Source organism: Providencia sp. PROV073 (assembly GCF_033688125.1).
Classification (GTDB): domain Bacteria; phylum Pseudomonadota; class Gammaproteobacteria; order Enterobacterales; family Enterobacteriaceae; genus Providencia; species Providencia hangzhouensis.
In genome coordinates, this window is record NZ_CP096353.1 from 2,753,173 (window position 1) to 2,777,638 (window position 24,466).

Here is a 24,466-nt window from a genome sequence, read left to right on the forward strand (position 1 = left end):
GCACTCCTATTCACTTAAGGATAAGCAATAAATTCAAGAAAACGAGATCAACATACGATAAATTATATTTCACGCACTTTGTCTTGCTTCAAATTTATATGGGAAAACAACCCCTTCTTTACGTTCAACAAAGTCACAATCGACATCTGCAAGCCATTTTTGTAGCCTTTTCGCTGTTTCTCGTGCCATTTTACTGTAATCAATTCGCACAGATGTCAGTGACGGATGGATATGATCACAATTTGAAGTACCTTCAACACAAGCAATTGCTAACATTTTTGGTATCTGAATTAAACGTCTTTGGCACTCAAAAATGACACCAAGTGCAATCATTTCATGACTGCAAATCACAGCTTCAAGCTCAGGTTGGCGGGTCAACATCTCACTAATTGCCTGACGACCAAAATCCATCGTTGCGACATACGGAGTTGTAATACTTTGATCTGCACTTTGGTTATACGCCAGCATCGCTCGGTTCCAGCCACTTAATTGCTGACTTTGCATTTTACTGTCCATTTGAGCGCCAATATAACCTATCTTCTTATACCCTTTTTGTAACATATAGTTGGTTAAAAAATTAACCGCATCTCCAACGTTACTTTTTATGTTCAACGTGACTGGATGATTAGATTCCCCCGCAACACTGACTACAGGGATATCTAAATTCTTCAAATAATTCGAAACGCTTTCTGAGTTTATCGCCCCAAAAACAATCAAAGCTGCGGGGTTACTCTGCAATAATGTCGATAAAACCTCAGACTCTTTTTTTTGCTGGTAATCATGGCTACCAATAACAACTTGATAACTATTTTTGTTCAGTGCTTCTTGTAAAGATTGCAGAAAAACTGAACTGGCATTATCACGCAAAGACGGAATTAAAACAGCAACGGTACGGCTTTGGCCTGACGCTAAAATACCTGCTGCGGAATTAGGTATATAACCAAGTTCTTCAACAGCAGCATTAATTTTTTCACGTAACTTATCAGACACTAATTCGGGTGTACGCAAAGCCCTAGATACCGTCATGGACCCAACGCCTGCGAATTTTGCGACGTCCTGCAACGTGACTCGCCCTGTATTTTTTCTTTTTCGTATTTTTTGCATGTAATACTTTTACTTAGCCTAAACTGATTATTAACCCTAAGGTTATTGATCTTTGATGGTCAATTTTCATTCGAATCAAGCATGTTTTTTGCTTTTTCTCATGTTCTAGATTAAATGCGCTAAAAATAGCCAATATGGTTCTATTAAATCTAAAGAAACAGTCAATATCACCAGTCCTAGTTAACTTACCACAGGTTGAATTTGTTAATCAGCTGAGAAGTGTGTTCATTTCATATTTGCTCGCTATATTTTTTTAAAATGATAGCGCTATCACGAAAATGAAAGATTCAACTAGATAGCGCTACCATAGAACACTACTATTCATTCAACCATTACAAAGATAATAATTTCACTCTACCAGGAGCAACCCGATGCTAACGACATTACTGACCCCTAACGTCATTCAAGTCGTCGACAGTGCCAATAATTGGCAAGAAGCGATAAAAATCGCCTGTAATCCATTAATTAATAATAAGTTCATCGAGCCAAGATATATTGATGCAATAATTCAATCACACGAAAAAATCGGCCCTTACTATGTATTAGGCCCAGGTATTGCCATGCCGCATGCACGTCCAGAAGACGGAGTAAACCAATTATCTCTTGGGTTAACCGTTATCAAACAAGGTGTTGAATTTGGCTCCGATGGCAATGACCCAATCAAATTATTAATTGTACTAGCAGCCACTGATAGCAATAGCCATATTGGTGCTATCGCGAAACTCGCAGAACTATTTGATAATCAAGACGATGTAGATAACATCATGCAATCAGAAAACGTAGATGACATTCTAAAAATCATCGCTAAATACGAATAAGCTAAATATTAAGGTAAACATTATGAAAATTACTGTTGTTTGTGGAAATGGTTTAGGTACTAGTTTGATGATGGAAATGAGCATCAAAAATATCTTAAAAGATTTGCAAGTTAATGCAGATGTTGACCATGTTGATCTAGGCTCAGCAAAAGGCACTGTGAGTGATATCTTTGTTGGTACAAGCGATATTGCTGAACAATTAGTCGCTCAACAAGTTGGTGGCGAAATCGTTGCTCTCGAAAATATGATTGATAAAGTTGCAATGAAAGAACGTCTCACCATTGCTTTACAAAAACTCGGCGCGATGTAAGCGGAGGCACTATGTCATTTTTTCGTTTTCTGATGCAGGATGTTTTATCTGAACCAGCCATTCTTGTTGGTCTAATCGCACTTATTGGTTTGATCGCACAGAAAAAACCCGTCACTGAATGCATTAAAGGCACCATTAAAACCATAATGGGTTTTGTGATCTTAGGCGCTGGTGCTGGCTTAGTTGTCAGCTCTTTAGGTGATTTTTCCGCTATTTTCCAACATGCTTTTGGTATTAATGGTGTGGTACCAAATAACGAAGCTATTGTTTCTATTGCACAAAAAAGCTTCGGTCGTGAAATGGCAATGATTATGTTCTTTGCGATGCTAATCAATATCTTGATTGCTCGCTTAACACCATGGAAATTTATATTCCTCACTGGGCACCATACGTTATTCATGTCCATGATGATAGCAGTTATCTTAGCTACCGCTGGAATGGAAGGAACTCTATTAGTCACTGTTGGCTCACTGATTGTTGGCTTTTGTATGGTATTTTTCCCAGCAATTGCCCACCCTTACATGAAAAAAGTGACAGGTTCAGATGATGTTGCGATTGGGCATTTTTCAACGATTTCTTATGTCCTAGCAGGGTTCATTGGAAGCAAATTCGGTAATAAAGAACATTCAACAGAAGACATGAATGTCCCGAAAAGCTTACTATTTTTAAGAGATACACCTGTCGCTATCTCTTTCACCATGTTCATTATTTTTATCATTACATGCTTATTCGCAGGCGGTGATTTCGTTCGCGAAGTCAGTGGTGGTAAGAATTGGTTCATGTTCTCATTAATGCAATCCATTACATTTGCTGCAGGCGTATACATTATTCTGCAAGGTGTACGTATGGTTATTGCAGAAATCGTCCCTGCGTTTAAAGGTATCTCAGACAAATTAGTCCCTAATGCGAAGCCTGCTTTAGACTGCCCAGTGGTATTCCCATATGCACCAAACGCCGTATTAGTCGGATTTTTAAGTAGTTTCGCTGCCGGTGTTTTGGGAATGTTCGTTCTGTATGCATTAAATATGACGGTTATTATTCCAGGCGTTGTACCGCATTTCTTCGTAGGTGCTGCTGCCGGTGTTTTTGGTAATGCAACAGGCGGTCGTCGTGGAGCTATCTTGGGTGCATTTGCTCAAGGGCTGCTTATTACCTTCCTACCAGTATTCCTATTACCTGTTCTTGGGGATATTGGTATTGCTAATACTACATTCAGTGACGCTGACTTTGGCGCAATCGGAATTTTATTAGGCATTATCGTCCGCTAAAACAGAACTCCCCATGGCAAATTTGCTAGTGGGGAGTTTTTTTACAACGCCCCTACTTTCCCAACCAAGCACCATCCCTAAATAAGAATTCCTGTAATAAAATTAAATCATCAGGTGTTACGTGGATCATACCTTCACCAGGAACATCAATTTCTGCAATCATAAATAGAGCCAACGTGGTTAATGACGGCAATATGAGTATCAACCAATTTTTCCCTTTTGTCCCGCGTATATTGTAACCAATAAGAATATTTGAACAGATAGCAAAAAAGATCAGTAAAAACCAAGTTGCATTTGGAATTTGGTGTCGCCAACTTGCCATCGTTTTTTGTTGAGAAAGATAAAGGTCGCTAAATGCACTGAGTACAGAAGCCACAATAGGGTTTGGTGTTTGACTTGCTTCTTTTACCGCGATTTCCCATAATTGACTCTGCTTTTCCAAAGAAGTCATCCGCCATTGGTTATTTTCGTCACTGATACCTGACTTAAAAAACTCAATCCGAGCTTCCAAGTATTGTTGAATAAGCTGAGAGGCTTTTCCTCTATCATCAGTGCTCAATAACTGTGCTCTCTGATATGCCGTACCAATAGCAATAGCTTCATTTTCTTCTGTTTGCTGACGGTTGTTATAGCCATTAATCGAAATTGATAAAACAAACCCTATCAATAAACCCAATAAAGATAAAATCGCCCCTAAAATAATTTTAGCTTCATCATCCGTCGCTTCTTCGTGGGCTGATTTACGCTTAAAAATATATTTACCAACGTAGGCAGAAATAACTAACAAGATAAATGTGATAACAAATAAAAGAATGGAATCGATTGGAGAATCATTGATCAACTCAGAAATATTAAACATCGTATAAACTCATGAAATTTATTTCCTGATGATATAACACAACTGCAATGCAATTATCTAGACAGTACTATTTTTTTGCTAAATTTCAGATAATAACAACAATCAGGCATCATAATACGACATCCAATTAGCTAACAATAAAGCACAACCCCCCTAATACAGAATTCACTCACTATATTTACCTTAAGTTGATTATCAAAATATATTTTCATTACATTTTTTCGAAATAACCCCTAATTTTCATGATTAAATCAGGTGAGTTCTCATCCAATATATCAATATGGTGCCGTTTAAATAGTGCAGCACAGACACCCATACCGACTTTTAAAGTGCCATCAAACTGACCATTATAGATATGCTGACTACCGCACGAGGGGCTATTACTTTTGAGTACAACTAATCTCACATTCATTAATTGAATTTTTTCTAAAGCAATATACGCACCACGAATAAATTCTTGAGTGACATCGATATTATCGCTTCCGACCACACTAGCTCGCCCAGCGAGTACATCATCACCATTTCCCCCCATTATTTCTGCAGATGCTCTCGGTGTTGGTAACCCGCCAAAAACTTCAGGACAAATACTGATGACCAGACCATCCTCATAGAGTTTTTTCAAAGGAGTATATAATTGATGCTTCCCATCATACCTTACACAATACCCTAACAAACAGGCGCTTACTGCAATCATAACTAATCCTATTAATAGACCTGACTTTTTAAGGTATTTTTCATGGTTATATTAGACAATAAGTTTACAAAATACTTCGCGCTAATAGTGCTCGTAGAACAAATAAAAACGCTTACAGCTTCATAGATCTGTAACTTGTGGCTGTTTACACCCATAACGCGGACTAAACTTATCTTAGTTTATTGACAATTAAAACGGAGACCTGTATTGTCCTTGTTTATAAATAGATGCTTAGGAAATTTAAATAAATGGCACACATTACTGTCAGTGTTGAATATGGTATCCATTGTCTACTTTGGTTTGTTGATAATCCCGAACGCTCTCTTAGCAGTAGAGAACTTGCAGAGCTACAAGGCATCTCTCCAAGTTTTCTAGCAAAAATTTTACCTCGGTTAGAAAAAGCAGGGATCGTGAGTTCGAATGAGGGAATTAGAGGTGGATATCGATTAGCATTACCCCCTGAAAAAATCACATTTCTATCTATAATTGATGCTATAGAAGGTTATAAACCGCTTTTCGAGTGCCAGGAAATACGACGCCGCTGTGCTGTTTTCGAAGAAAATGGTCTACCACAATGGGCCATTTCAGGTACCTGCTCCGTACATAAAGTCATTCTTCAAGCCGAAAATGCCATGAGAGATGTATTAGCTAACCAAACCCTCGCTGATGTGGCGCAGCGTCTATGTCAAATCGCCCCTAATAGTTTTTATAGAGATGTAAACTCATGGATGGATCAAAAAATTGAAGCTAGAACAATGCGTTCGAGCAAAGGAGGTCGAGGTAAAACATAACATATAATCCGATAACCATAAATTATATCGTTTGTACCTAATTTTAATAACATCTTCACTGGTGCGGTTTTTTATTATTTAAAATTTGCAACTGAGCATTTAAAGTTAAACTCCAAAGGAATTCAATAATGACAGCTAAAATTGTTATTGCAGGATCTGGTTTTGCTGGCTTCTGGGCAGCTATTTCAGCAATGCGGGTAATTTCACAAGAAAATAAAGAAAATAGCATCAAAGTTATTTTAATTTCACCAAGACCGAATCTCACTATACGGCCGCGTTTATATGAAGCAAAGCTGGATAATATATCCCCTGATATTTCAAAGCAGCTAGCTGCCGTCGGTGTTGAATATATTGCAGGTGAAATCCAGAATATCGATACAGATGCAAAGTTATTAACCGTTAATTTAGCTAATGGCAACCAAACTACGTTAGTCTATGAGCGCTTTATTCTGGCAACTGGTAGCCAATTAAATGTACCTCCCGTTCCTGGATTTGATAGGTATGGCTTTGATGTTGATTCATTAGAAACTGCACATCGTCTTGAAACACATTTACAAGCACTAAAGAACAAACCGGAAACTTTAGCTAGAAATACCGTTGTTGTCGTCGGTGGAGGATTAACAGGCTTAGAAAGTGCTGCTGAAATGCCAGCCCGACTAAAAGCAATTCTTGGTGAAACAACAGAGGGCCGAGTATTTATAATTGACTCGGAATCCACTGTGGGAGCAGGAATGGGAGCCGAAATTTCACCTGTAATTCAACAAGCTCTGACTGAATGCGGCGTTGAATTGCGTGCAGGATTACGCGTCAAAGCAATAAGTCATGATGGAGTTACTCTGTCAAATGGTGAATACATAGAGTCAAATACTGTCGTATTGGCGACAGGAGTAAAAGCGAGTTTTCTAACAGAACAGATTCGTGGTGAACGTGACGCTAGTAATAGGATTATCTCGGATAATTATTTACACGCACAAGCTGTCTCAAATGTTTTTGTAGCAGGAGATACTGTCAAAGCTCCCACAGATAATCAAGGAAATCATAATTTAATGACTTGCCAACATGCTCTAAGTTTAGGCCGTGTTGCAGGGTATAATGCAGCAGCTGAGCTATTAGGTCTTCCATTACACCCTTATAGTCAACCTAAATATGTAACTTGCCTTGATTTAGGGGCTTGGGGTGCTCTTTATACCGAAGGTTGGCAGAGAGAAATACATTATATTAAAAAGGAAGGGAAAAAAATAAAACAAGAAATAAATACTAAGTGGATATACCCGCCTGAATTAGAAAAAAATGAGCTATTTGCTATCGCCGCTCCAGATTATGTCATCGTTCCTTGAGGTAAAATTTAGATTTAATATATTCAAGTAAAATAAATCGGAATAACCGCATAAAAATACAATGAGTATGATTTGTATTGCTTTGTATCGTTTATTTTTTAATACTAATACATAACTAAATATTAATAAGGTTTCAATATGCATATTAAAAAAGTTATATTTGCCTTTTCATTAATTACTTTTGGGGCTGTATCTCAGGCCCAAGTTATTAATAATAATAATCCTTTAAAATATAGGCATTTTAAAACAGATTATACTACTATGCTCGAACTAGCGAATAAGGAACGCTTACCTTGGAGAGTCTTCTATGAAAGTCCTAGCGAGGGCGCCAATGCCGAATGGTTTGATGCCGTAAAGCAGGGAGATTTAGATAAAGTAAAACAGATGGTTACTGAGGGGCAAGATATAGAAGCCAAAGACACTGGTAGCTTAGACCAAACGGCTCTTGGATGGGCGGCCTTTATTGGCGATGAAGCAATGGTTGATTATCTTATCTCGCAGAATGCTAATCTTTGGGCAACCGATACAGGTGACGTATATAACGTACTAAAATCAGCGGTGCTTGGTAATAATGTCAATGTTGTAAAAAAAATTCATCATCTAATGAAAAATGAAGTAGATTTGAATAATCAACAAATTGAAAGTGATGGTGAAACATTAGTCATGATAGCCGCGAGTAATAATAGAATGGAAACGGTTAAATATTTATTATCGCAAGGAGCAGATATTAACCGGAGCACAACGACTGATGATGTAACCATGTTTTCTTATGACCAAAGTGCATTAACTTATGCATGTAAGAATAATCTTCCAGAAATGCAAAAATTCCTTATTGATAATGGAGCTCTAAATCATCGTACTGGTAAACCATCTTGTGATTGATTTATAGAAATATAGGGTAATAACAGAAAATTTTGCGTCAATCATGTAAAAATTATTTTCAGTAGCTCAAGAAAAGTATGTATTGTTAACATTCCTATGCATTTAAGTGAATATTCTAAAAAAGATATTGTATCACTTAGCATAATAAAAAGAGAGTATTGAGCGTACCCTTCCATAAATTGAATGGCCTGATTCCGGTTCAATATCGAAATCAGGCCTTATAACCCGTTGACTAAAAGTGCATAACCTTATGTGGTCACCTCAAGCTTAATAGAACGAGCTTTAACTGCGGTAATTCTTTTAATTAATATTACTGGCTATTACGCATATCCATAATCATTTTACCATCGTAATCTGCACCAACAACAATATTAGGTACCTCACCTTTATATTTATGAGCTTTAATCTGCTCAATCTCTAACTGTTTCCAATTGATCATTTCATGGGTAATAGTACGTTGCAATATCGCATTCGCTTCAGCTTCTTTCTGAGCAGCATACAATTTTGCATCTGCTTCTTGGCGCATCGCAAATGAACTTGCTTGTGCGTTACGTTCTCTGGCGATGGCTTGTTGTTCAGCAGACTCTCTTTCCGCTTCAGCAATAACAACCTTTTTCTGAGCTAATTCACGCTCTTTTTCTGCCTCTGCTTTTGCTTGGTTGATTTGCTCTTGGCGCATTTTGGTATTAACCACTTGCTCTTGTACAACCTCAGGCAAAGTAATATCTTGGATCATGATTTCTTTTATTGTATAGCCATAAGGAGAAGCATACCCTTGAATAGCATCACGAATAGATTCTTGTAATTTTCTTTGTGTATCTGCAGTATAAAGATCTTGTGCATTAGCAACATCTTTACCAAATTCTAAAATCGTTGAGATCAGCTTTTGGCGTACATATTTATCTAAAGCTTCGCTTTCTGTACCACCATTAATACGTAATACAGGAGCTTTCGCACCATCAAATTGAAGCATTACCGTAATATCAACAATAGATTTTAATTTATCTTGCGAAGGTACTCTTAGCTCTTTTAGTGATACTCGAATATCTTTTGTTGAGTACGTATCAAATGTTGTAAACGGATTAATTGGAAAATGTAAACCTGCATCATAAGCAACTGGGTCGACTTTTCCTAAAAATGTCCCCACCTTAACCGAGCCATCTTGTACAATAGTATATGAATTGATCCCTACGAGACCAATAACTAGAAGTAATGCAGCACCGACAACCAATTTAATCATTGATTTAAATTGCATGAGTTAATCCCTATCAAATTAATAATTATAATAAAGCGCCTTATTGTCACCACTTATTTTCTAACTACAAGTCTAATAATCCTAAATTTAAAAGCACTAAATCTGTTGTTTCTATTTTGGTAAAAATGAATCGCTGAGCCATTACAGATAATTTTGTTATAAACCTAGTTTTATCCTTTTAAATTATTAATGCTTATTTTCAATCATAAAACACATGTATGATTATTTATAATCACTCTCTCGATCAGTTTAAACAACATCCACTCCATCAAAAAGCCAAATTATCATTATTTTAAGCCAAGTTAGTGATGAAAGTTAGAGTATAATTTCAATTAATGGTAAATGGAATTATTGCGATCTTGATCACTGTTGTTTTTAATTGATTAAATATAATCATAATGACTAAAATAAATCATGGCGGAGAAAACCATGCAAATAAAAAAATCGATTGAACGTATACCTGGTGGCATGATGGTTGTGCCATTAGTACTCGGTGCCCTAATCAACACCTTTGCTCCTCAAGCCCTCGAAATCGGTGGCTTTACAACATCACTGTTTAAAAATGGTGCCCCTGCTCTTATTGGTGCATTCTTGCTTTGTATGGGTGCAGGAATTAGTTTTAAAGCGGCGCCACAAGCTTTATTACAAGGAGGTACAATTACCTTAACAAAACTAGTCGTTGCGATTGCTCTTGGTCTAGGCGTCGATTATCTCTTTGGAATGGAAGGGATTTTTGGTTTAACTGGTGTTGCAATTATTGCAGCAATGAGCAATTCAAATGGTGGCTTATATGCCGCTTTAGTTGGGGAGTTTGGTAATAAACGAGACGTTGGTGCTATCTCAATTTTATCTCTTAATGATGGGCCTTTCTTTACCATGATTGTGCTAGGCGCAGCTGGTATGGCAAATATCCCTTTAATGGCATTAGTTGCGGTTCTTGTTCCGTTAATTGTTGGCATGATCTTAGGAAATCTAGACCCACATATGCGCGATTTTCTAACAAAAGGTGGGCCAATATTAATTCCTTTCTTCGCTTTTGCACTAGGCGCAGGGATCAACTTAGAAATGCTATTACAAGGTGGACTCGCAGGTATCTTGCTCGGTGTGCTGACTACGTTTGTTGGCGGCTGGTTTAATATTCGAGCAGACCGTCTAGTAGGAGGCTCAGGTATCGCAGGCGCTGCTGCCTCAAGTACCGCAGGAAATGCTGTAGCAACACCACTCGCTATCGCACAAGCCGACCCATCCTTAGAGGCTATCGCGCTTTCTGCTGCTCCTTTGATTGCTGCATCCGTGATCACCACCGCTATTCTAACCCCTATCCTGACCTCTTGGGTTGCTAAACGCCAACAAGCAAGACAACCCCAACAAACTGAAGAGTAAGGAGTTATTTATGAAACTATTAGTTATTGCGGATGACTTTACAGGGGCAAATGATACCGGTGTTCAATTTGCTAAAAAGCATGCGCGCACAGAGATACTTCTTGATAATACACAAAAACATTCTTGGTTTGCTGATGTCGTTGTGCTTAATACAGAAAGTCGTGCATTAAATGCACAAGTTGCTTCAGAAAACCTACGAAATAGCCTGAAACCTTTTTTATCTCAGAAGGATAAACCTGTCATTTATAAAAAAATTGACTCAACATTTCGCGGTAATATCGGGGCAGAAATAGAGACAATTATGTCAGAAACAGGCTTAAAACTTGCTATTGTTGCCGCAGCTATTCCTGCGGCAGGACGTGTAACGTTAAATGGTGAATGTCTCGTTCATGGAAAAGCGCTTATTGAAACTGAATTTGCTTCTGACCCTAAAACACCAATAGTTTCATCACGTATCCAAACTATTCTCCATCAGCAGACTACCCTGCCCGTTATTGAAGTGAATCTAGACCAAATACGTTCAGGGCGATTCGCAACATGGTTACAAGCACAAGCGCCAACGCAAGGCAGTATCATCGTCACGGACGCTGAAAATGATGAAGATTTAGCACTAATTGCTGAAGCCGTATTTTCAATAGATCGACCTTGCCTACTCGTTGGAGCTGCGGGCTTTGCAAATGCATTGCCTGAGAATATTTTCATGGATAAAAAGCAAGGGCTACCGTTATTTATTGTCGCTGGCTCAATGAGCAGCGCAACAATTGAACAGGTAAACTATGCACAAACACATTGTGATGCCAGTGTCATTGATGTTGATGTCACACAAGTACTTGCAGCCACTACACAAGATAACTACATGGCTGCGCTCATCAAAGAAATTAGTCAAACATTAAACCAACAAAAACACACCATCATACGAACCAGCCGAGATGTGCAAGATAGGCATCATATTGATGACCTATGCAATACCTACGGTATGACTCGTAATGAATTGGGGAAAAATATCAGCGACTTTATTAGTTTGCTGACCTTAAATACGCTGTCTGTTGCCAGCATCGGGGGACTTTTTTTAACAGGTGGAGATATTGCGATTGCGGTTGCCAATACTTTGGGAGCAAAAGGTTATCGAATTCAATCTGAGGTACTGCCATGTATACCTTGTGGCACTTTTATTGACAGTGAAATTGATGACTTACCCGTGATCACCAAAGCGGGAGGGTTTGGTCAAATAACCACTTTATGCGAAGCCATCAAATATATTGAGGAAATTTATTGTGAAAAATAATGTTGTTGCTATTACCATGGGAGATCCTGCAGGTATTGGCCCAGAAATTATCGTCAAATCCCTTGCAGAAGGTGAACTGGCAGGAGCCTCTGCCGTTGTTATCGGTTGTGCATCAACAATGCAGCGATTAATTAAATCAGGGGTAGTTCCTCAGATAAAAATCAATGTGATACAAAATATCAAAGAAGCTCAATTTTCAGCGGATACCATCAATATTATTGATGAACCCCTAGCCGACCCTAGCGCACTTATTGCGGGGAAGGTCCAAGCTCAAGCTGGTGACTTAGCATTTCGTTGTATTAAACGTGCGACTGAACTAGCTCTCGCAGGTGAAGTGAAAGCGATTGCCACTGCACCTTTAAATAAAGAAGCATTGCACCTTGCTGGGCACAACTACCCAGGTCACACTGAACTACTTGCCCAGCTAACCAATACCAAAGATTATGCCATGGTGCTTTATACCGAAAAATTAAAAGTCATCCATGTCACAACACATATTGCATTGCGTAAATTTTTAGATACATTAAATAGCGAGCGTATCATAACCGTGTCTCGTATCGCATCAGACTTTTTAAAACGCGTTGGCTATGAAAAACCACGTATTGCGATCGCAGGCGTTAATCCTCATGCTGGGGAAAATGGTTTATTTGGTGATGAAGAAATCGTATATTTACAACCAGCTATAGAACAGGTAAGGTCTGAAGGTATTAATGTTTATGGCCCTTGTCCTCCAGATACTGTATTTTTACAAGCCTATCAAGGGCAATATGATATGGTCGTTGCCATGTATCACGACCAGGGTCATATTCCTTTGAAATTATTAGGTTTTTATGATGGTGTTAATATCACTGCGGGCCTTCCGTTCTTGCGCACTTCAGCCGATCACGGAACCGCATTTGATATTGCTTGGACGGGTAAAGCAAATCCTGAAAGTATGGCCATCTCACTTAAACTTGCGATGAATGTAGTATAACTAATGAGCACAATGGATAGATTAGATTTAATACTTGAGTATCTTAAACAGCATAACCTCGTCACTGTTGAAGAACTAGTACAAGCATTATCCGTGTCAGCGGCCACTATCCGGCGTGATCTCATTAAACTTGATGAAACTGGGGTTATCTCTCGCACGCATGGCGGTGTAACCCTAAACCGTTTCATTCCTGTTCAGCCCACTACGTCCGAAAAAAACCAGCGTAATCTAAGAGAGAAACGGGCTATTGCGAAAGCGGCAGCCCGTTTAATTGAACCAGGTAGCACGGTTCTACTTGATGCAGGAACAACCATGCTTGAGCTAGCGCGAGAGCTCACTCATATGCCCCTGCGTGTTATCACCTCTGACCTCCATATTGCCCTTTTTCTTTCTGAATTCAAACAAATTGAAGTCACAATTGTTGGTGGAAGAATTGACGATAGTAGCCAATCTTGTATTGGTGAGCATGGGCGTGTTTTATTACGTAGCATTTATCCTGATATCGCATTCATTAGTTGTAACTCTTGGAGTTTAGAAAAAGGAATTACAACACCAACAGAAGAAAAAGCAGGTCTAAAACGTGACCTAATAACAAATGCTACACGCTCTGTTATGCTTGCTGATAGTAGTAAATACGGTAAATGGTCATTATTTCGTGTCGCTCAAATAGACGAATTGACAGATATTATTACAGATAACCAACTTCCACTCGATATTCAGCAAAAATTTATAGATTCTTGTCGTACTAATCTAATATTGGTTTCCACAAATGCCACTTAATGCTATTGAACTTGATTTCTTTATAAAATAAAGTAGCTCAACCTTCCAACCAAACCGCACCAAACATTGCATTTCATCTGACAACAAAATATGTAAGGAACCCCCATGAGCGAACTGAGATTAGCTTATAACAATTTATCACCTGAAGCTTATAAAGGGCTTATTGAATGCAAAAATGCATTGGATAAAAGCGGGTTAGGTAAAGAACTAATAGAGCTTGTTTATTTAAGAGTTTCACAAATCAATGGCTGTGCATTTTGCCTAGATATGCATGCAAGCTCATTACGTTCAAATGGTGTCAGTAACAAAAAAATAGACACACTCGCTGGCTGGCAGGTTAGTCATCATTTTAATTCATTAGAGCGCGCTGCATTAGCTTGGACCGAAGCTGTCGTTAATATAGCTACCAGTGGTACATCAGATGCTCTCTTTAATGAATTAAAATACCATTTTTCTGATGAACAAATTTCTGATTTAACTATCGCTATTGGTTTAATGAGTGCCTTTAACCGTATAGCAATAGCACTGAGACAATAGTAAAAATTTGTATAAAAAAAGCTTGCTACCTTTATGGCAGCAAGCTTGTAAATTCTACTTTTAACACTATTTTTCTTCATCACGTAATGTTAAAACTTCATACCCATCTTTAGTGACTAATACCGTATGTTCAGATTGAGCAGATAATTTTTTATCTCTTGTTACGACCGTCCAACCATCTTTCTTTGTTTTAATTTTCATCCCACCCTGGTTAATCATTGGCTCTATCGTAAATGTCATTCCTTCTTTTAATTCAACCCCTTTCCCTCGTACGCCGTAATGAAGAACTTGCGGATCTTCATGCATTTCACGGCCAATACCATGCCCACAATATTCGCGTACGACACTGTAACCTTTAGATTCCGCATAATGTTGAATAGCGGAACCAATATCACCCAATGTCGCACCCGGTTTAACTTGTTTTATTCCTTCCCACATAGCAGCATAAGTATCTTTAACTAATTTACGTGCTAGTGGTGAAGCTTCTGGCATTACATACATTTTACTTGAATCAGCGATAAAGCCATTTTTCTCTAGCGTAATATCAACGTTAATGATGTCTTTTGCTTTTAAAATTTCATCTGTTTTTGGAACACCATGACAAACGACTTCATTCAACGATGTATTCAAAACATATTGGTAGCCATATTGCCCTTTACTAGCAGGCCTTGCTTGTAATTCATTAACGATATAGCTTTCAACTTTATCATTAATCTCCATTGTGGAAATACCCGGTACAATAAATGAATCCAACATCTTAAAAACGCTAGCCAAAAGTCGTCCAGACTCACGCATCAGTTCAATTTCTTCTGCTGTTTTAATTGTAATATTATTCATGAACTTTTCCTTTTAATTCAATTGACTCTTTTTCTAACATTTCATTGACTAACATAGTAAATGTCTTATTCGGGTTTAGTTCAGCTTGCATACCAATTTTAATCCAAAACTCTGCCTGTGAATTAATCGAACGGGACATAACCTGGCTCGCATGACGCAGATAATCATGCAATTCATCTGAAATTTTTACGATACCCAAAGCAACCTCAACAATATGATGTGTATACAAAACATGTATAGATCATATAACAGGAAGATGATGATTCAAAGCATTCACGTTTTGTATAGCACAAAGCGCATGAAAAACAGCCCATAAATACTACTTTAAGTTGCTTAAGTTGATTCCGCCGTCAAAGTATTTGAATCGTTGATCCGCTATCATAAATTCCGAAAAATGTAATGATTATACGTAAATTAGCATTATTTTGATTAACTCGGCCATGTGCTGGTTTAACTGCCGTACTATTAATAAACTAATGATCCGATTACAACATGAGCTCAATAAATAAAAGCTGGAGAAAAACATGTATAATAAAATTTTAGTTCCTATTGATATAACAGAAAAAAGCTTAGCACATTTAGTTATGGCCCATATTCAATACCTTGCTGAATATGAAAAAGCACATATTCATTTTTTGGCAATTATTCCTACTGTTCCTTTCTATACCACAATGGGATTTGGTTTTGCTGAAAAAGCGGATAGTGAACAAGAAAACGTCACGAAGCAGCTCGCTGAAATAATTAAAGAATTTAATATTCCAAATGATAAATACAGTGCTCAAGTTTTAATGGGGACACCAAGAGATGAAATCTTACGTGTTGCAGAGGAAATTTCTGCTGATTTAATCGTTATTGGGTCAAGGCGCCCAGGTATGTCCACATACTTTTTAGGTTCAACAGCATCAATGGTTATTCAAAATTCAAAAATTTCTGTTTTGACTGTCCGATAGCCGCTATTAATTATAGTAATCTAGGTAGCCTATTATTGGGTTACCTTGTTTTTTCGTGTTAATCTTACATACATGGATTATTCACTCCACTAAGCTATGTATTGCAGATTTATTTTTCACTCAAGGAATGTAATGAAAAAACACTTACTCTGGATCAGTATTAGTATCAATATAATTTTAGCTATCGCTTTAATTACAGTTATCTACTCGTTTTTAAATATGAAAAATCAGGTGATGACTATAGTTGAGCAAGCAAAGTCAGGAAAGTATATCGAGCAAGTACAACAGCATACGAAACAACTTATTCCAAATACTCTTAATGAACTAAAAATCTTAGAAACGGGTGGCAACTCGTGTGACCAGTTTTATCAAAAAGTCGATGTAGTTATTGAATACTTACATAATAATCCAGAGATTATTGGAGCACAAACCTACACCGAACAATTATCTTCAGTAAAAATGGCCATTGATAAAACCCCGATTGTTTTAAAAAATAAAGCTTGTAAGAGTGGAGTTTCAAGTATTAATTATATCATTGAGGCACTACAACCGGATGAGCCATAATTGGCTCATTTATTAACAACATTAGAATGCTCAACACTGATGAATCCCCTAATGATTTTTATCAAAATCATTAAGTTAAGGTAGATACACATCTTGTCATATGATCAAATGGTTTCGCCAAAAATCAATAATCAGACAACAAAATGTGCGAACTCGATATTTTACACGACTCTCTTTACCAATTCTGCCCCGAATTACACTTAAAACGACTCAACAGCTTAACGTTGGCTTGCCACGCCTTACTTGACTGTAAAACTCTCACTCTTACCGAACTTGGCCGTAACCTGCCAACCAAAGCGAGAACAAAACATAACATCAAACGAATCGACCGATTGTTAGGTAATCGTCACCTCCACAAAGAGCGACTCGCTGTATACCGTTGGCATGCTAGCTTTATCTGTTCGGGCAATACGATGCCCATTGTACTTGTTGACTGGTCTGATATCCGTGAGCAAAAACGGCTTATGGTATTGCGAGCTTCAGTCGCACTACACGGTCGTTCTGTTACTCTTTATGAGAAAGCGTTCCCGCTTTCAGAGCAATGTTCAAAGAAAGCTCATGACCAATTTCTAGCCGACCTTGCGAGCATTCTACCGAGTAACACCACACCGCTCATTGTCAGTGATGCTGGCTTTAAAGTGCCATGGTATAAATCCGTTGAGAAGCTGGGTTGGTACTGGTTAAGTCGAGTAAGAGGAAAAGTACAATATGCAGACCTAGGAGCGGAAAACTGGAAACCTATCAGCAACTTACATGATATGTCATCTAGTCACTCAAAGACTTTAGGCTATAAGAGGCTGACTAAAAGCAATCCAATCTCATGCCAAATTCTATTGTATAAATCTCGCTCTAAAGGCCGAAAAAATCAGCGCTCGACACGGACTCATTGTCACCACCCGTCACCTAAAATCTACTCAGCGTCGGCAAAGGAGCCATGGATTCTAGCAACTAACTTACCTGTTGAAATTCGAACACCCAAACAACTTGTTAATATCTATTCGAAGCGAATGCAGATTGAAGAAACCTTCCGAGACTTGAAAAGTCCTGCCTACGGACTAGGCCTACGCCATAGCCGAACGAGCAGCTCAGAGCGTTTTGATATCATGCTGCTAATCGCCCTGATGCTTCAACTAACATGTTGGCTTGCGGGCGTTCATGCTCAGAAACAAGGTTGGGACAAGCACTTCCAGGCTAACACAGTCAGAAATCGAAACGTACTCTCAACAGTTCGCTTAGGCATGGAAGTTTTGCGGCATTCTGGCTACACAATAACAAGGGAAGACTCACTCGTGGCTGCAACCCTGCTTACTCAAAATCTATTCACACATGGTTACGTTTTGGGGAAATTATGAGGGGATCTCTCAGTGCTCAGCATGTTTGAGTGCTTTACTCGCCGCGGGTTGAGAAATATGTAAAACTTCAGCCGCACGCGTTAAGGAACCACAAGTCATTACAGCATAAAAGATATCGAGATGTCTTAATTTCATTCCATGTAGCCTACTGATTATTTATTTCTACGGACTATTCTAACGAATAAAGTATAAATAATCAGATATACTCGTCATAATTCAAATTTTGGTTTAGTTGTCACGAGAATTAATTCGTAAACGTGCAAGCTAAATAGATTGACTAGGGGAATATACGGGGTAAGAAAGCGGCTCGGCATACTGCCCTATAATAAATTGTTAGGAGAAGTACGCCGAGTAGTGTGTAGCTATTAGGTAAAGTATGTACCAATTTCAATAAATATTTTAATTAAGATACTGTTTGAAATATCAACAATAAAGGCACCGACCATAGGAACGACAAGGAAAGCTTTATGTGATGGTCCAAATGCTTTTGTGACTGTTTGCATATTCGCAATTGCTGTTGGTGTTGCTCCCATACCAAAGCCACAGTGACCCGCGCTGATCACGACAGCATCATAATCTTTGCCCATCATTTTGAAGGTGACAAAGCAGGCAAATAGCACCATGACAACAGTTTGTACAGCAATGATAATTAATACTGGCCCTGCCATGCTTGCCAATTGACCAAATTTTAATGACATTAACGCCATTGCCAAGAAAAGCGATAAAGCAACGCTACCTAATACATCGACGGTCGGCTCAAACACTTCGTGTTTAAATACATGAGTCAGTGTATTACGGATAATAATACCGACAAATAAACACCAGACAAAAGTAGGCAGTTGCAGAAAAGTATCTTTAAACAATGCACTGATATAGCCACCAACAACAATACAGATAATCAGCATTGAAATGGTTTCAATAACGTTATTTGCATTGATTTTTCTTTTGACGCTTGGTTGCTCAAAAGCTTCAACGATAGTGTCGCGCTCTTGCTCGGTTGTTTTAGGAATAGAGACCTTTTTCAAAAGATGACGGGCAACAGGGCCGCCAACTAAACCACCCAACACTAATCCAAGTGTTGCACAAGCCATCGCTAATTCAACGGCGCCTGTTACATCATATTTATCAGCGAGAATAGGGCCCCATGCTCCGGCATTACCATGACCACCTGTTAGAGTAATTGAACCTGCAATTAAGCCAATAAATGGACTTTCATTCATCATGACAGCCATACTCATGCCGACAGTATTTTGAATGGCGATTAGGATCGTTACTGCAATAGTTAATAGAACTAACGGCTTTCCTCCTTTAATCAGTCGAGAAAAGTCAGAACTTAGCCCGATAGAGGAAAAGAATGTGAGCATTAATAAACTTTGCAATGAAGCATCAAAAGTAAACGAATAACCTGATGTTTTATCAATAATTAACAGAACAATTGCAACAATAAAGCCACCAACGACGGCTTCTGGTATGTGGTTTTTTTGTAGGAACGGGGTAAATTTTACGACAAACATTCCTATGAGTAGCGCGATACATGCGACTAATAATGTATAACTGGCATCTAGGATCATTTTTTTACCTCTATTAGTTTACCAGAATTTTCACTATAACAATTTAACAATAGTGAAAAATGAAGTTACTTTGGTTAACTAATCTTTAACAATGAGTTTTATTAGGGTATCCATAACTTTTAGTTAATAGGGTCATAATTTTAGTGTGATCTTAATCATGAAATATTAAAAAGATTAAAATAACAACAATGGTATTTAATGATGGGTAAACCTAAATACCATGCGGGATCCGCACTATTTTCGGTGATAGCAAAAAATAAAAAAGTATAAATAATAAACAAAATTATAAGAGAAGGAGAACATGATAAGCGCAGGCCGAGCAATTTAAAGAAGTGTGATATACAACATAAAACAGCAGCATGACCTTTCTATATTTCGTTGCTTATCGAAGTGTTAATTTTCGGGTGGATTACTCTGTTTGTTGATTAATAACGGAGAAAAATATGATTGCTGTAATATTTGAGGTGCAAATACAACCCGACCAACAAACTCGCTATTTGACTTTAGCTGAGGAGTTAAGACCACTATTAAGTCATGTAGCTGGTTTTATTTCAATTGAACGTTTTCAAAGTCTAGCTACAGAAGGAAAAATGTTATCGCTATCTTGGTGGGAAAACGAATACGCAGTTCTGCAATGGAAAAATCATGTTTTACATGCGAAAGCTCAACAAGAAGGGCGAGAGTCAATATTTGATTTTTACAAAATTAGTATTGCTCATATTACTCGCGAATATTCATTTAAAAAGGACAAGGATAATGTTTGATGTTCACGTTGTTTTAGATAATCAAATAGGACAATTAGCATTACTAGGAAAAACATTAGGTAATAAAGGTATTGGATTGGAAGGGGGAGGGATATTTACGGTTGGTGATGAATGCCATGCTCATTTTCTTGTTGAACAAGGAAAGGAAGCTAAAATAGCGCTAGAGCAAGCTGGACTGTTAGTACTTGCGATCCGGACACCATTAATTCGTAAGTTAAAACAGGAAAAACCGGGGGAACTTGGCGAAATAGCACGAGTATTGGCGGAGAATAACATTAATATTTTAGTGCAATACAGTGACCATGCTAACCAACTGATATTAATAACGGACAATGATAGTATGGCTGCATCTGTTACGCTCCCTTGGGCAATAAAGTGAACTTGCGATGGCTAATTTAATACGAAAAGAGGTTACCTTTGAGTCCTCAATAGCCGCGATAGGGGCGGCTATGTCTGACATTTCACGAGTTAAAATACTCAGTGCTTTGATGGATGGGCGAGCTTGGACGGCCACTGAGCTAAGTTCTGTGGCGAATATATCAGCTTCAACGGCGAGCAGTCATTTATCTAAATTATTAGATTGCCAGCTAATCACAGTAGTAGCTCAAGGCAAGCATCGTTATTTTCGGCTAGCAGGAAAAGATATTGCTGAATTGATGGAAAGTATGATGGGGATCTCCTTAAACCATGGCGTACATGCCAAAGTTTCCACGCCAGTGCATTTACGAAAAGCACGTACTTGCTATGATCATTTAGCTGGCGAAGTTGCCGTTAAGATCTATGATTCCCTTTGTCAACAGCAATGGATCACTGAAAATGGTTCAATGATCACATTAAGTGGTATTCAATATTTTCATGAAATGGGAATTGACGTTCCTTCCAAACATTCACGTAAAATCTGTTGTGCGTGTTTAGATTGGAGTGAACGCCGTTTCCATTTAGGTGGGTACGTTGGAGCCGCATTATTTTCGCTTTATGAATCTAAAGGGTGGTTAACTCGACATCTTGGTTACCGTGAAGTTACCATCACGGAAAAAGGTTATGCTGCTTTTAAGACCCACTTTCACATTTAAGTTGTTTTTCTAATCCGCATATGATCAATTCAAGGCCGAATAAGAAGGCTGGCTCTGCACCTTGGTGATCAAATAATTCGATAGCTTGTCGTAATAATGGCGGCATACTATCAGTAGTAGGTGTTTCCCTTTCTTCTTTAGCGACTTGATGCTCTTGATCTTCCAATACGCAACCTAAAGTAAAATGCCCCACAGCGCTGAGTGCATATAATGCATTCTCTAGTGAAAAACCTTGTTGGCATAAAAAGGCTAATTGATTTTCGAGAGTTTCATACTGTTTTTCTGTAGGCCGTGTACCTAAATGTACTTTTGCTCCATCGCGATGACTTAGTAAAGCACATCTAAAACTTTTAGCGTTATTACGTAAAAAATCTTGCCAGCTTTCCCCTTCTAAAGGGCAAAAGTGAGTATGGTGCCTATCTAACATCTCAATGGCTAAGGCGTCGAGCAAAGCCCGCTTATTTTTTACATGCCAATACAATGTAGGCTGCTCTACACCTAGCTTCTGGGCGAGTTTACGGGTTGTTAAACCTTCGATTCCGACCTCATTAAGCAGCTCTAATGCGCTGTTAATCACTTTACTTTTATCTAATCTAGACATCATTAATTCCTAATTTTTGTTGACACTCTATCATTGATAGAGTTATTTTACCACTCCCTATCAGTGATAGAGAAAAGTGAAATGAATAGTTCGACAAAGATCGCATTGGTAATTACGTTACTCGATGCCATGGGGATTGGCCTTATCATGCCAGTCTTGCCAACGTTATTACGTGAATTTATTGCTTCGGAAGATATCGCTAACCACTTTGGCGTATTGCTTGCACTTTATGCGTTAATGCAGGTTATCTTTGCTCCTTGGCTTGGAAAAATGTCTGACCGATTTGGTCGGCGCCCAGTGCTGTTGTTGTCATTAATAGGCGCATCGCTGGATTACTTATTGCTGGCTTTTTCAAGTGCGCTTTGGATGCTGTATTTAGGCCGTTTGCTTTCAGGGATCACAGGAGCTACTGGGGCTGTCGCGGCATCGGTCATTGCCGATACCACCTCAGCTTCTCAACGCGTGAAGTGGTTCGGTTGGTTAGGGGCAAGTTTTGGGCTTGGTTTAATAGCGGGGCCTATTATTGGTGGTTTTGCAGGAGAGATTTCACCGCATAGTCCCTTTTTTATCGCTGCGTTGCTAAATATTGTCGCTTTCCTTGTGGTTATGTTTTGGTTCCGTGAAACCAAAAATACACGTGATAATACAGATACCGAAGTAGGGGTTGAGACGCAATCGAATTCGGTATACATCACTTTATTTAAAACGATGCCCATTTTGTTGATTATTTATTTTTCAGCGCAATTGATAGGCCAAATTCCCGCAACGGTGTGGGTGCTATTTACCGAAAATCGTTTTGGATGGAATAGCATGATGGTTGGCTTTTCATTAGCGGGTCTTGGTCTTTTACACTCAGTATTCCAAGCCTTTGTGGCAGGAAGAATAGCCACTAAATGGGGCGAAAAAACGGCAGTACTGCTCGGATTTATTGCAGATAGTAGTGCATTTGCCTTTTTAGCGTTTATATCTGAAGGTTGGTTAGTTTTCCCTGTTTTAATTTTATTGGCTGGTGGTGGGATCGCTTTACCTGCATTACAGGGAGTGATGTCTATCCAAACAAAGAGTCATCAGCAAGGTGCTTTACAGGGATTATTGGTGAGCCTTACCAATGCAACCGGTGTTATTGGCCCATTACTGTTTGCTGTTATTTATAATCATTCACTACCAATTTGGGATGGCTGGATTTGGATTATTGGTTTAGCGTTTTACTGTATTATTATCCTGCTATCGATGACCTTCATGTTAACCCCTCAAGCTCAGGGGAGTAAACAGGAGACAAGTGCTTAGTTATTTCGTCACCAAATGATGTTATTCCGCGAAATATAATGACCCTCTTGATAACCCAAGAGGGCATTTTTTACGATAAAGAAGATTTAGCTTCAAATAAAACCTATCTATTTTATTTATCTTTCAAGCTCAATAAAAAGCCGCGGTAAATAGCAATAAATTGGCCTTTTTTATCGGCAAGCTCTTTTAGGTTTTTCGCATGTATTGCGATATGCATAAACCAGCCATTGAGTAAGTTTTTAAGCACATCATCATCATAAGCTTTAAGTTGGTTCTCTTGGATCAATTTGCTGACAATGGCGTTTACCTTACCAGTAATGTATTCAAGGCTAATTTTTTCAAGTTCATTCCAACCAATGATAGGCATCACTTCTTGGATAGGGATAAGGTTTTTATTATTATCAATAATATAATCAAGATAATGTTCAAATATACTTTCTAAGGCAGACCAACCATTTGTTAAATCAGTTTTTGTTGTGATGTAGGCATCAATCATAATTAATTGCTGCTTATAACAGGCACTGAGTAATTGTTTTTTATTTTTAAAGTGATGATAAAAGGCACCTTTGGTCACCAACGCTTTTCCCGAGATCTCATCTATTGAAACAGCTTGATAGCCTTTTTCAACAAACAATATTCGTGCTGAGTTAACCAGTGATTGATAGGTACTCTTAAAATTTTCTTGTTGATGATTTTTATTTTCCATGATAGATTTAAAATAACATACCGTCAGTATGTTTATGGTATCATGATGATGTGGTCGTGACAATCTTAAGAACATTTAGGTTATTTTATGTATATTGAACAGCATTCTCGCTATCAAAATAAAGCTAATAACATCCAATTAAGATATGATGATAAGCAGTTTCATACAACGGTTATCAAAGATGTTCTATTATGGATTGAACATAATTTAGATCAGTCTTTACTGCTTGATGATGTGGCGAATAAAGCGGGTTATACCAAGTGGTATTTTCAGCGGCTGTTCAAAAAAGTAACAGGGGTCACACTGGCTAGCTATATTCGTGCTCGTCGTTTGACGAAAGCGGCTGTTGAGTTGAGGTTGACGAAAAAAACTATCCTTGAGATCGCATTAAAATATCAATTTGATTCCCAACAATCTTTTACACGTCGATTTAAGTACATTTTTAAGGTTACACCAAGTTATTATCGGCGTAATAAATTATGGGA

Annotated in this window: 27 protein-coding genes and 2 pseudogenes; 19 read left to right on the forward strand and 10 right to left on the reverse strand. The window is 38.2% G+C overall.

Annotation, left to right across the window (positions count from 1 at the left end; genetic code table 11):
• Positions 1–69: 69 nt before the first annotated feature.
• Positions 70–1,104 carry a LacI family DNA-binding transcriptional regulator gene (locus tag M1F17_RS12480; RefSeq protein ID WP_004263493.1) on the reverse strand — a complete coding sequence of 345 codons (1,035 nt, stop codon included), beginning with the start codon at positions 1,102–1,104 and terminating at the stop codon, positions 70–72.
• Positions 1,105–1,475: 371 nt separating this feature from the next.
• On the opposite strand from M1F17_RS12480, the gene M1F17_RS12485 reads away from it, so the two are divergent.
• The 3 genes from M1F17_RS12485 to M1F17_RS12495 are packed head-to-tail and all read left to right on the forward strand — an operon-like array spanning position 1,476 to position 3,500.
• Positions 1,476–1,922 (forward strand): PTS sugar transporter subunit IIA, encoded by a 447-nt coding sequence (locus M1F17_RS12485; RefSeq protein ID WP_004263485.1) that lies wholly within the window; start codon positions 1,476–1,478, stop codon positions 1,920–1,922.
• A 22-nt stretch (positions 1,923–1,944) separates the two neighbouring features.
• Entirely contained in the window at positions 1,945–2,232 is a 288-nt protein-coding gene (locus tag M1F17_RS12490; RefSeq protein ID WP_004263481.1) for a PTS sugar transporter subunit IIB, read from the forward strand.
• Positions 2,233–2,243: 11 nt separating this feature from the next.
• The gene (locus M1F17_RS12495; protein ID WP_036958647.1) at positions 2,244–3,500 is read left to right on the forward strand and encodes a PTS ascorbate transporter subunit IIC; all 1,257 of its coding nucleotides are present in this window, start codon (positions 2,244–2,246) and stop codon (positions 3,498–3,500) included.
• A gap of 52 nt (positions 3,501–3,552) precedes the next feature.
• Here M1F17_RS12495 and M1F17_RS12500 read toward each other — a convergent pair whose 3' ends face one another.
• Both M1F17_RS12500 and M1F17_RS12505 read right to left on the reverse strand, forming a co-directional pair.
• Complete coding sequence (locus tag M1F17_RS12500; RefSeq protein ID WP_004263474.1) at positions 3,553–4,359, reverse strand: DUF4239 domain-containing protein; 807 nt, start codon at positions 4,357–4,359, stop codon at positions 3,553–3,555.
• A 211-nt stretch (positions 4,360–4,570) separates the two neighbouring features.
• On the reverse strand, positions 4,571–5,053 hold the full coding sequence (locus M1F17_RS12505) for a DUF523 domain-containing protein (protein WP_004263471.1): 483 nt from the start codon (positions 5,051–5,053) through the stop codon (positions 4,571–4,573).
• A 248-nt stretch (positions 5,054–5,301) separates the two neighbouring features.
• Between M1F17_RS12505 and M1F17_RS12510 the strand changes: the two genes are divergently transcribed.
• The 3 genes from M1F17_RS12510 (at position 5,302) to M1F17_RS12520 (ending at position 8,063) form a co-directional block, all read left to right on the forward strand.
• Positions 5,302–5,844, forward strand: coding sequence for an RrF2 family transcriptional regulator (locus M1F17_RS12510; protein WP_196724771.1), 543 nt, complete (start codon positions 5,302–5,304; stop codon positions 5,842–5,844).
• A 128-nt stretch (positions 5,845–5,972) separates the two neighbouring features.
• On the forward strand, positions 5,973–7,181 hold the full coding sequence (locus M1F17_RS12515) for an NAD(P)/FAD-dependent oxidoreductase (RefSeq protein WP_164455742.1): 1,209 nt from the start codon (positions 5,973–5,975) through the stop codon (positions 7,179–7,181).
• A 138-nt stretch (positions 7,182–7,319) separates the two neighbouring features.
• The gene (locus M1F17_RS12520) at positions 7,320–8,063 is read left to right on the forward strand and encodes an ankyrin repeat domain-containing protein (protein WP_172412226.1); all 744 of its coding nucleotides are present in this window, start codon (positions 7,320–7,322) and stop codon (positions 8,061–8,063) included.
• 310 nt (positions 8,064–8,373) lie between these two features.
• On the opposite strand, the gene M1F17_RS12525 is transcribed toward M1F17_RS12520, so the two are convergent.
• Complete coding sequence (locus M1F17_RS12525) at positions 8,374–9,318, reverse strand: SPFH domain-containing protein (RefSeq protein ID WP_094961230.1); 945 nt, start codon at positions 9,316–9,318, stop codon at positions 8,374–8,376.
• Positions 9,319–9,747: 429 nt separating this feature from the next.
• Between M1F17_RS12525 and M1F17_RS12530 the strand changes: the two genes are divergently transcribed.
• The 5 genes from M1F17_RS12530 (at position 9,748) to M1F17_RS12550 (ending at position 14,276) form a co-directional block, all read left to right on the forward strand.
• A complete protein-coding gene (locus M1F17_RS12530; RefSeq protein WP_318837001.1) occupies positions 9,748–10,701 on the forward strand; it encodes a 2-keto-3-deoxygluconate permease 1 in 954 nt (317 codons plus the stop codon).
• A 10-nt stretch (positions 10,702–10,711) separates the two neighbouring features.
• Positions 10,712–11,986 carry a D-threonate kinase gene (gene dtnK, locus M1F17_RS12535; RefSeq protein WP_094961228.1) on the forward strand — a complete coding sequence of 425 codons (1,275 nt, stop codon included), beginning with the start codon at positions 10,712–10,714 and terminating at the stop codon, positions 11,984–11,986.
• Positions 11,987–12,002: 16 nt separating this feature from the next.
• Positions 12,003–12,959, forward strand: a complete 957-nt coding sequence (locus M1F17_RS12540; protein WP_036958696.1) for a D-threonate 4-phosphate dehydrogenase — start codon at positions 12,003–12,005, stop codon at positions 12,957–12,959.
• A gap of 3 nt (positions 12,960–12,962) precedes the next feature.
• Positions 12,963–13,739, forward strand: a complete 777-nt coding sequence (locus M1F17_RS12545; RefSeq protein ID WP_036958646.1) for a DeoR/GlpR family DNA-binding transcription regulator — start codon at positions 12,963–12,965, stop codon at positions 13,737–13,739.
• Positions 13,740–13,844: 105 nt separating this feature from the next.
• Positions 13,845–14,276: a carboxymuconolactone decarboxylase family protein gene (locus tag M1F17_RS12550; RefSeq protein WP_094961227.1), complete on the forward strand. Its 432-nt coding sequence runs from the start codon at positions 13,845–13,847 to the stop codon at positions 14,274–14,276.
• Positions 14,277–14,342: 66 nt separating this feature from the next.
• On the opposite strand, the gene map is transcribed toward M1F17_RS12550, so the two are convergent.
• Both map and M1F17_RS12560 read right to left on the reverse strand, forming a co-directional pair.
• Positions 14,343–15,113 carry a type I methionyl aminopeptidase gene (map, locus tag M1F17_RS12555; RefSeq protein WP_004263445.1) on the reverse strand — a complete coding sequence of 257 codons (771 nt, stop codon included), beginning with the start codon at positions 15,111–15,113 and terminating at the stop codon, positions 14,343–14,345.
• On the reverse strand, positions 15,106–15,312 hold the full coding sequence (locus M1F17_RS12560) for a ParD-like family protein (protein WP_036958645.1): 207 nt from the start codon (positions 15,310–15,312) through the stop codon (positions 15,106–15,108). Before M1F17_RS12560 ends, map begins: the two co-directional genes overlap by 8 nt.
• A 325-nt stretch (positions 15,313–15,637) precedes the next feature.
• On the opposite strand from M1F17_RS12560, the gene M1F17_RS12565 reads away from it, so the two are divergent.
• From M1F17_RS12565 to M1F17_RS12575, 3 genes are all read left to right on the forward strand, one after another.
• On the forward strand, positions 15,638–16,063 hold the full coding sequence (locus M1F17_RS12565) for a universal stress protein (protein WP_004263436.1): 426 nt from the start codon (positions 15,638–15,640) through the stop codon (positions 16,061–16,063).
• 132 nt (positions 16,064–16,195) lie between these two features.
• Positions 16,196–16,627 (forward strand): hypothetical protein, encoded by a 432-nt coding sequence (locus M1F17_RS12570; RefSeq protein WP_094961226.1) that lies wholly within the window; start codon positions 16,196–16,198, stop codon positions 16,625–16,627.
• 143 nt (positions 16,628–16,770) lie between these two features.
• Positions 16,771–17,979 (forward strand): IS4-like element ISVsa5 family transposase, encoded by a 1,209-nt coding sequence (locus M1F17_RS12575; RefSeq protein ID WP_001352368.1) that lies wholly within the window; start codon positions 16,771–16,773, stop codon positions 17,977–17,979.
• Between the two features lie 15 nt (positions 17,980–17,994).
• On the opposite strand, the pseudogene M1F17_RS12580 reads toward M1F17_RS12575, so the two are convergent.
• Positions 17,995–18,114: pseudogene (locus tag M1F17_RS12580) on the reverse strand (LysR family transcriptional regulator); the annotation flags it as partial.
• 230 nt (positions 18,115–18,344) lie between these two features.
• Complete coding sequence (gene gltS, locus M1F17_RS12585) at positions 18,345–19,550, reverse strand: sodium/glutamate symporter (protein WP_000599530.1); 1,206 nt, start codon at positions 19,548–19,550, stop codon at positions 18,345–18,347.
• A 443-nt stretch (positions 19,551–19,993) separates the two neighbouring features.
• Between gltS and M1F17_RS12590 the strand changes: the two genes are divergently transcribed.
• Genes M1F17_RS12590 through M1F17_RS12600 form a run of 3 tightly spaced genes read left to right on the forward strand, consistent with a single transcriptional unit; the run spans position 19,994 to position 21,387 of the window.
• Entirely contained in the window at positions 19,994–20,314 is a 321-nt protein-coding gene (locus M1F17_RS12590; RefSeq protein ID WP_000562370.1) for an antibiotic biosynthesis monooxygenase family protein, read from the forward strand.
• Positions 20,307–20,693: a hypothetical protein gene (locus M1F17_RS12595; RefSeq protein ID WP_000460651.1), complete on the forward strand. Its 387-nt coding sequence runs from the start codon at positions 20,307–20,309 to the stop codon at positions 20,691–20,693. Before M1F17_RS12590 ends, M1F17_RS12595 begins: the two co-directional genes overlap by 8 nt.
• A 7-nt stretch (positions 20,694–20,700) precedes the next feature.
• Positions 20,701–21,387 (forward strand): ArsR/SmtB family transcription factor, encoded by a 687-nt coding sequence (locus M1F17_RS12600; protein WP_001284954.1) that lies wholly within the window; start codon positions 20,701–20,703, stop codon positions 21,385–21,387.
• Here the strand turns inward: M1F17_RS12600 and tetR(B) are convergent.
• The gene (gene tetR(B) / locus M1F17_RS12605; RefSeq protein WP_000088605.1) at positions 21,365–21,988 is read right to left on the reverse strand and encodes a tetracycline resistance transcriptional repressor TetR(B); all 624 of its coding nucleotides are present in this window, start codon (positions 21,986–21,988) and stop codon (positions 21,365–21,367) included. The two genes, M1F17_RS12600 and tetR(B), sit on opposite strands and share 23 nt — an antisense overlap.
• An 81-nt stretch (positions 21,989–22,069) precedes the next feature.
• Here tetR(B) and tet(B) point away from each other — a divergent pair, with 81 nt between their 5' ends.
• Entirely contained in the window at positions 22,070–23,275 is a 1,206-nt protein-coding gene (tet(B), locus tag M1F17_RS12610) for a tetracycline efflux MFS transporter Tet(B) (protein WP_001089068.1), read from the forward strand.
• A 112-nt stretch (positions 23,276–23,387) separates the two neighbouring features.
• Here the strand turns inward: tet(B) and tetC are convergent, their stop codons facing one another.
• Complete coding sequence (gene tetC / locus M1F17_RS12615) at positions 23,388–23,981, reverse strand: tetracyline resistance-associated transcriptional repressor TetC (RefSeq protein WP_000428546.1); 594 nt, start codon at positions 23,979–23,981, stop codon at positions 23,388–23,390.
• Positions 23,982–24,068: 87 nt separating this feature from the next.
• Between tetC and M1F17_RS12620 the strand changes: the two are divergent.
• Positions 24,069–24,464, forward strand: a pseudogene (locus M1F17_RS12620) (helix-turn-helix domain-containing protein); the annotation flags it as partial.
• Positions 24,465–24,466 lie beyond the last annotated feature (2 nt).

Excerpts from the sequence above, each read along its gene's own strand:
- dtnK (WP_094961228.1), top strand. The coding sequence starts at position 10,712 with ATGAAACTATTAGTTATTGCGGATGACTTTACAGGGGCAAATGATACC.
- M1F17_RS12530 (WP_318837001.1), top strand. The coding sequence starts at position 9,748 with ATGCAAATAAAAAAATCGATTGAACGTATACCTGGTGGCATGATGGTT.
- M1F17_RS12525 (WP_094961230.1), bottom strand. The coding sequence starts at position 9,318 with ATGCAATTTAAATCAATGATTAAATTGGTTGTCGGTGCTGCATTACTT.
- M1F17_RS12600 (WP_001284954.1), top strand. The coding sequence starts at position 20,701 with ATGGCTAATTTAATACGAAAAGAGGTTACCTTTGAGTCCTCAATAGCC.
- M1F17_RS12510 (WP_196724771.1), top strand. The coding sequence starts at position 5,302 with ATGGCACACATTACTGTCAGTGTTGAATATGGTATCCATTGTCTACTT.
- M1F17_RS12570 (WP_094961226.1), top strand. The coding sequence starts at position 16,196 with ATGAAAAAACACTTACTCTGGATCAGTATTAGTATCAATATAATTTTA.
- M1F17_RS12595 (WP_000460651.1), top strand. The coding sequence starts at position 20,307 with ATGTTTGATGTTCACGTTGTTTTAGATAATCAAATAGGACAATTAGCA.
- map (WP_004263445.1), bottom strand. The coding sequence starts at position 15,113 with ATGAATAATATTACAATTAAAACAGCAGAAGAAATTGAACTGATGCGT.
- M1F17_RS12495 (WP_036958647.1), top strand. The coding sequence starts at position 2,244 with ATGTCATTTTTTCGTTTTCTGATGCAGGATGTTTTATCTGAACCAGCC.
- M1F17_RS12500 (WP_004263474.1), bottom strand. The coding sequence starts at position 4,359 with ATGTTTAATATTTCTGAGTTGATCAATGATTCTCCAATCGATTCCATT.
- M1F17_RS12505 (WP_004263471.1), bottom strand. The coding sequence starts at position 5,053 with ATGATTGCAGTAAGCGCCTGTTTGTTAGGGTATTGTGTAAGGTATGAT.
- M1F17_RS12545 (WP_036958646.1), top strand. The coding sequence starts at position 12,963 with ATGAGCACAATGGATAGATTAGATTTAATACTTGAGTATCTTAAACAG.
- M1F17_RS12550 (WP_094961227.1), top strand. The coding sequence starts at position 13,845 with ATGAGCGAACTGAGATTAGCTTATAACAATTTATCACCTGAAGCTTAT.
- tetC (WP_000428546.1), bottom strand. The coding sequence starts at position 23,981 with ATGGAAAATAAAAATCATCAACAAGAAAATTTTAAGAGTACCTATCAA.
- M1F17_RS12520 (WP_172412226.1), top strand. The coding sequence starts at position 7,320 with ATGCATATTAAAAAAGTTATATTTGCCTTTTCATTAATTACTTTTGGG.
- M1F17_RS12480 (WP_004263493.1), bottom strand. The coding sequence starts at position 1,104 with ATGCAAAAAATACGAAAAAGAAAAAATACAGGGCGAGTCACGTTGCAG.
- M1F17_RS12490 (WP_004263481.1), top strand. The coding sequence starts at position 1,945 with ATGAAAATTACTGTTGTTTGTGGAAATGGTTTAGGTACTAGTTTGATG.
- M1F17_RS12540 (WP_036958696.1), top strand. The coding sequence starts at position 12,003 with ATGGGAGATCCTGCAGGTATTGGCCCAGAAATTATCGTCAAATCCCTT.
- gltS (WP_000599530.1), bottom strand. The coding sequence starts at position 19,550 with ATGATCCTAGATGCCAGTTATACATTATTAGTCGCATGTATCGCGCTA.
- M1F17_RS12485 (WP_004263485.1), top strand. The coding sequence starts at position 1,476 with ATGCTAACGACATTACTGACCCCTAACGTCATTCAAGTCGTCGACAGT.
- M1F17_RS12590 (WP_000562370.1), top strand. The coding sequence starts at position 19,994 with ATGATTGCTGTAATATTTGAGGTGCAAATACAACCCGACCAACAAACT.
- M1F17_RS12565 (WP_004263436.1), top strand. The coding sequence starts at position 15,638 with ATGTATAATAAAATTTTAGTTCCTATTGATATAACAGAAAAAAGCTTA.
- M1F17_RS12575 (WP_001352368.1), top strand. The coding sequence starts at position 16,771 with ATGTGCGAACTCGATATTTTACACGACTCTCTTTACCAATTCTGCCCC.
- M1F17_RS12515 (WP_164455742.1), top strand. The coding sequence starts at position 5,973 with ATGACAGCTAAAATTGTTATTGCAGGATCTGGTTTTGCTGGCTTCTGG.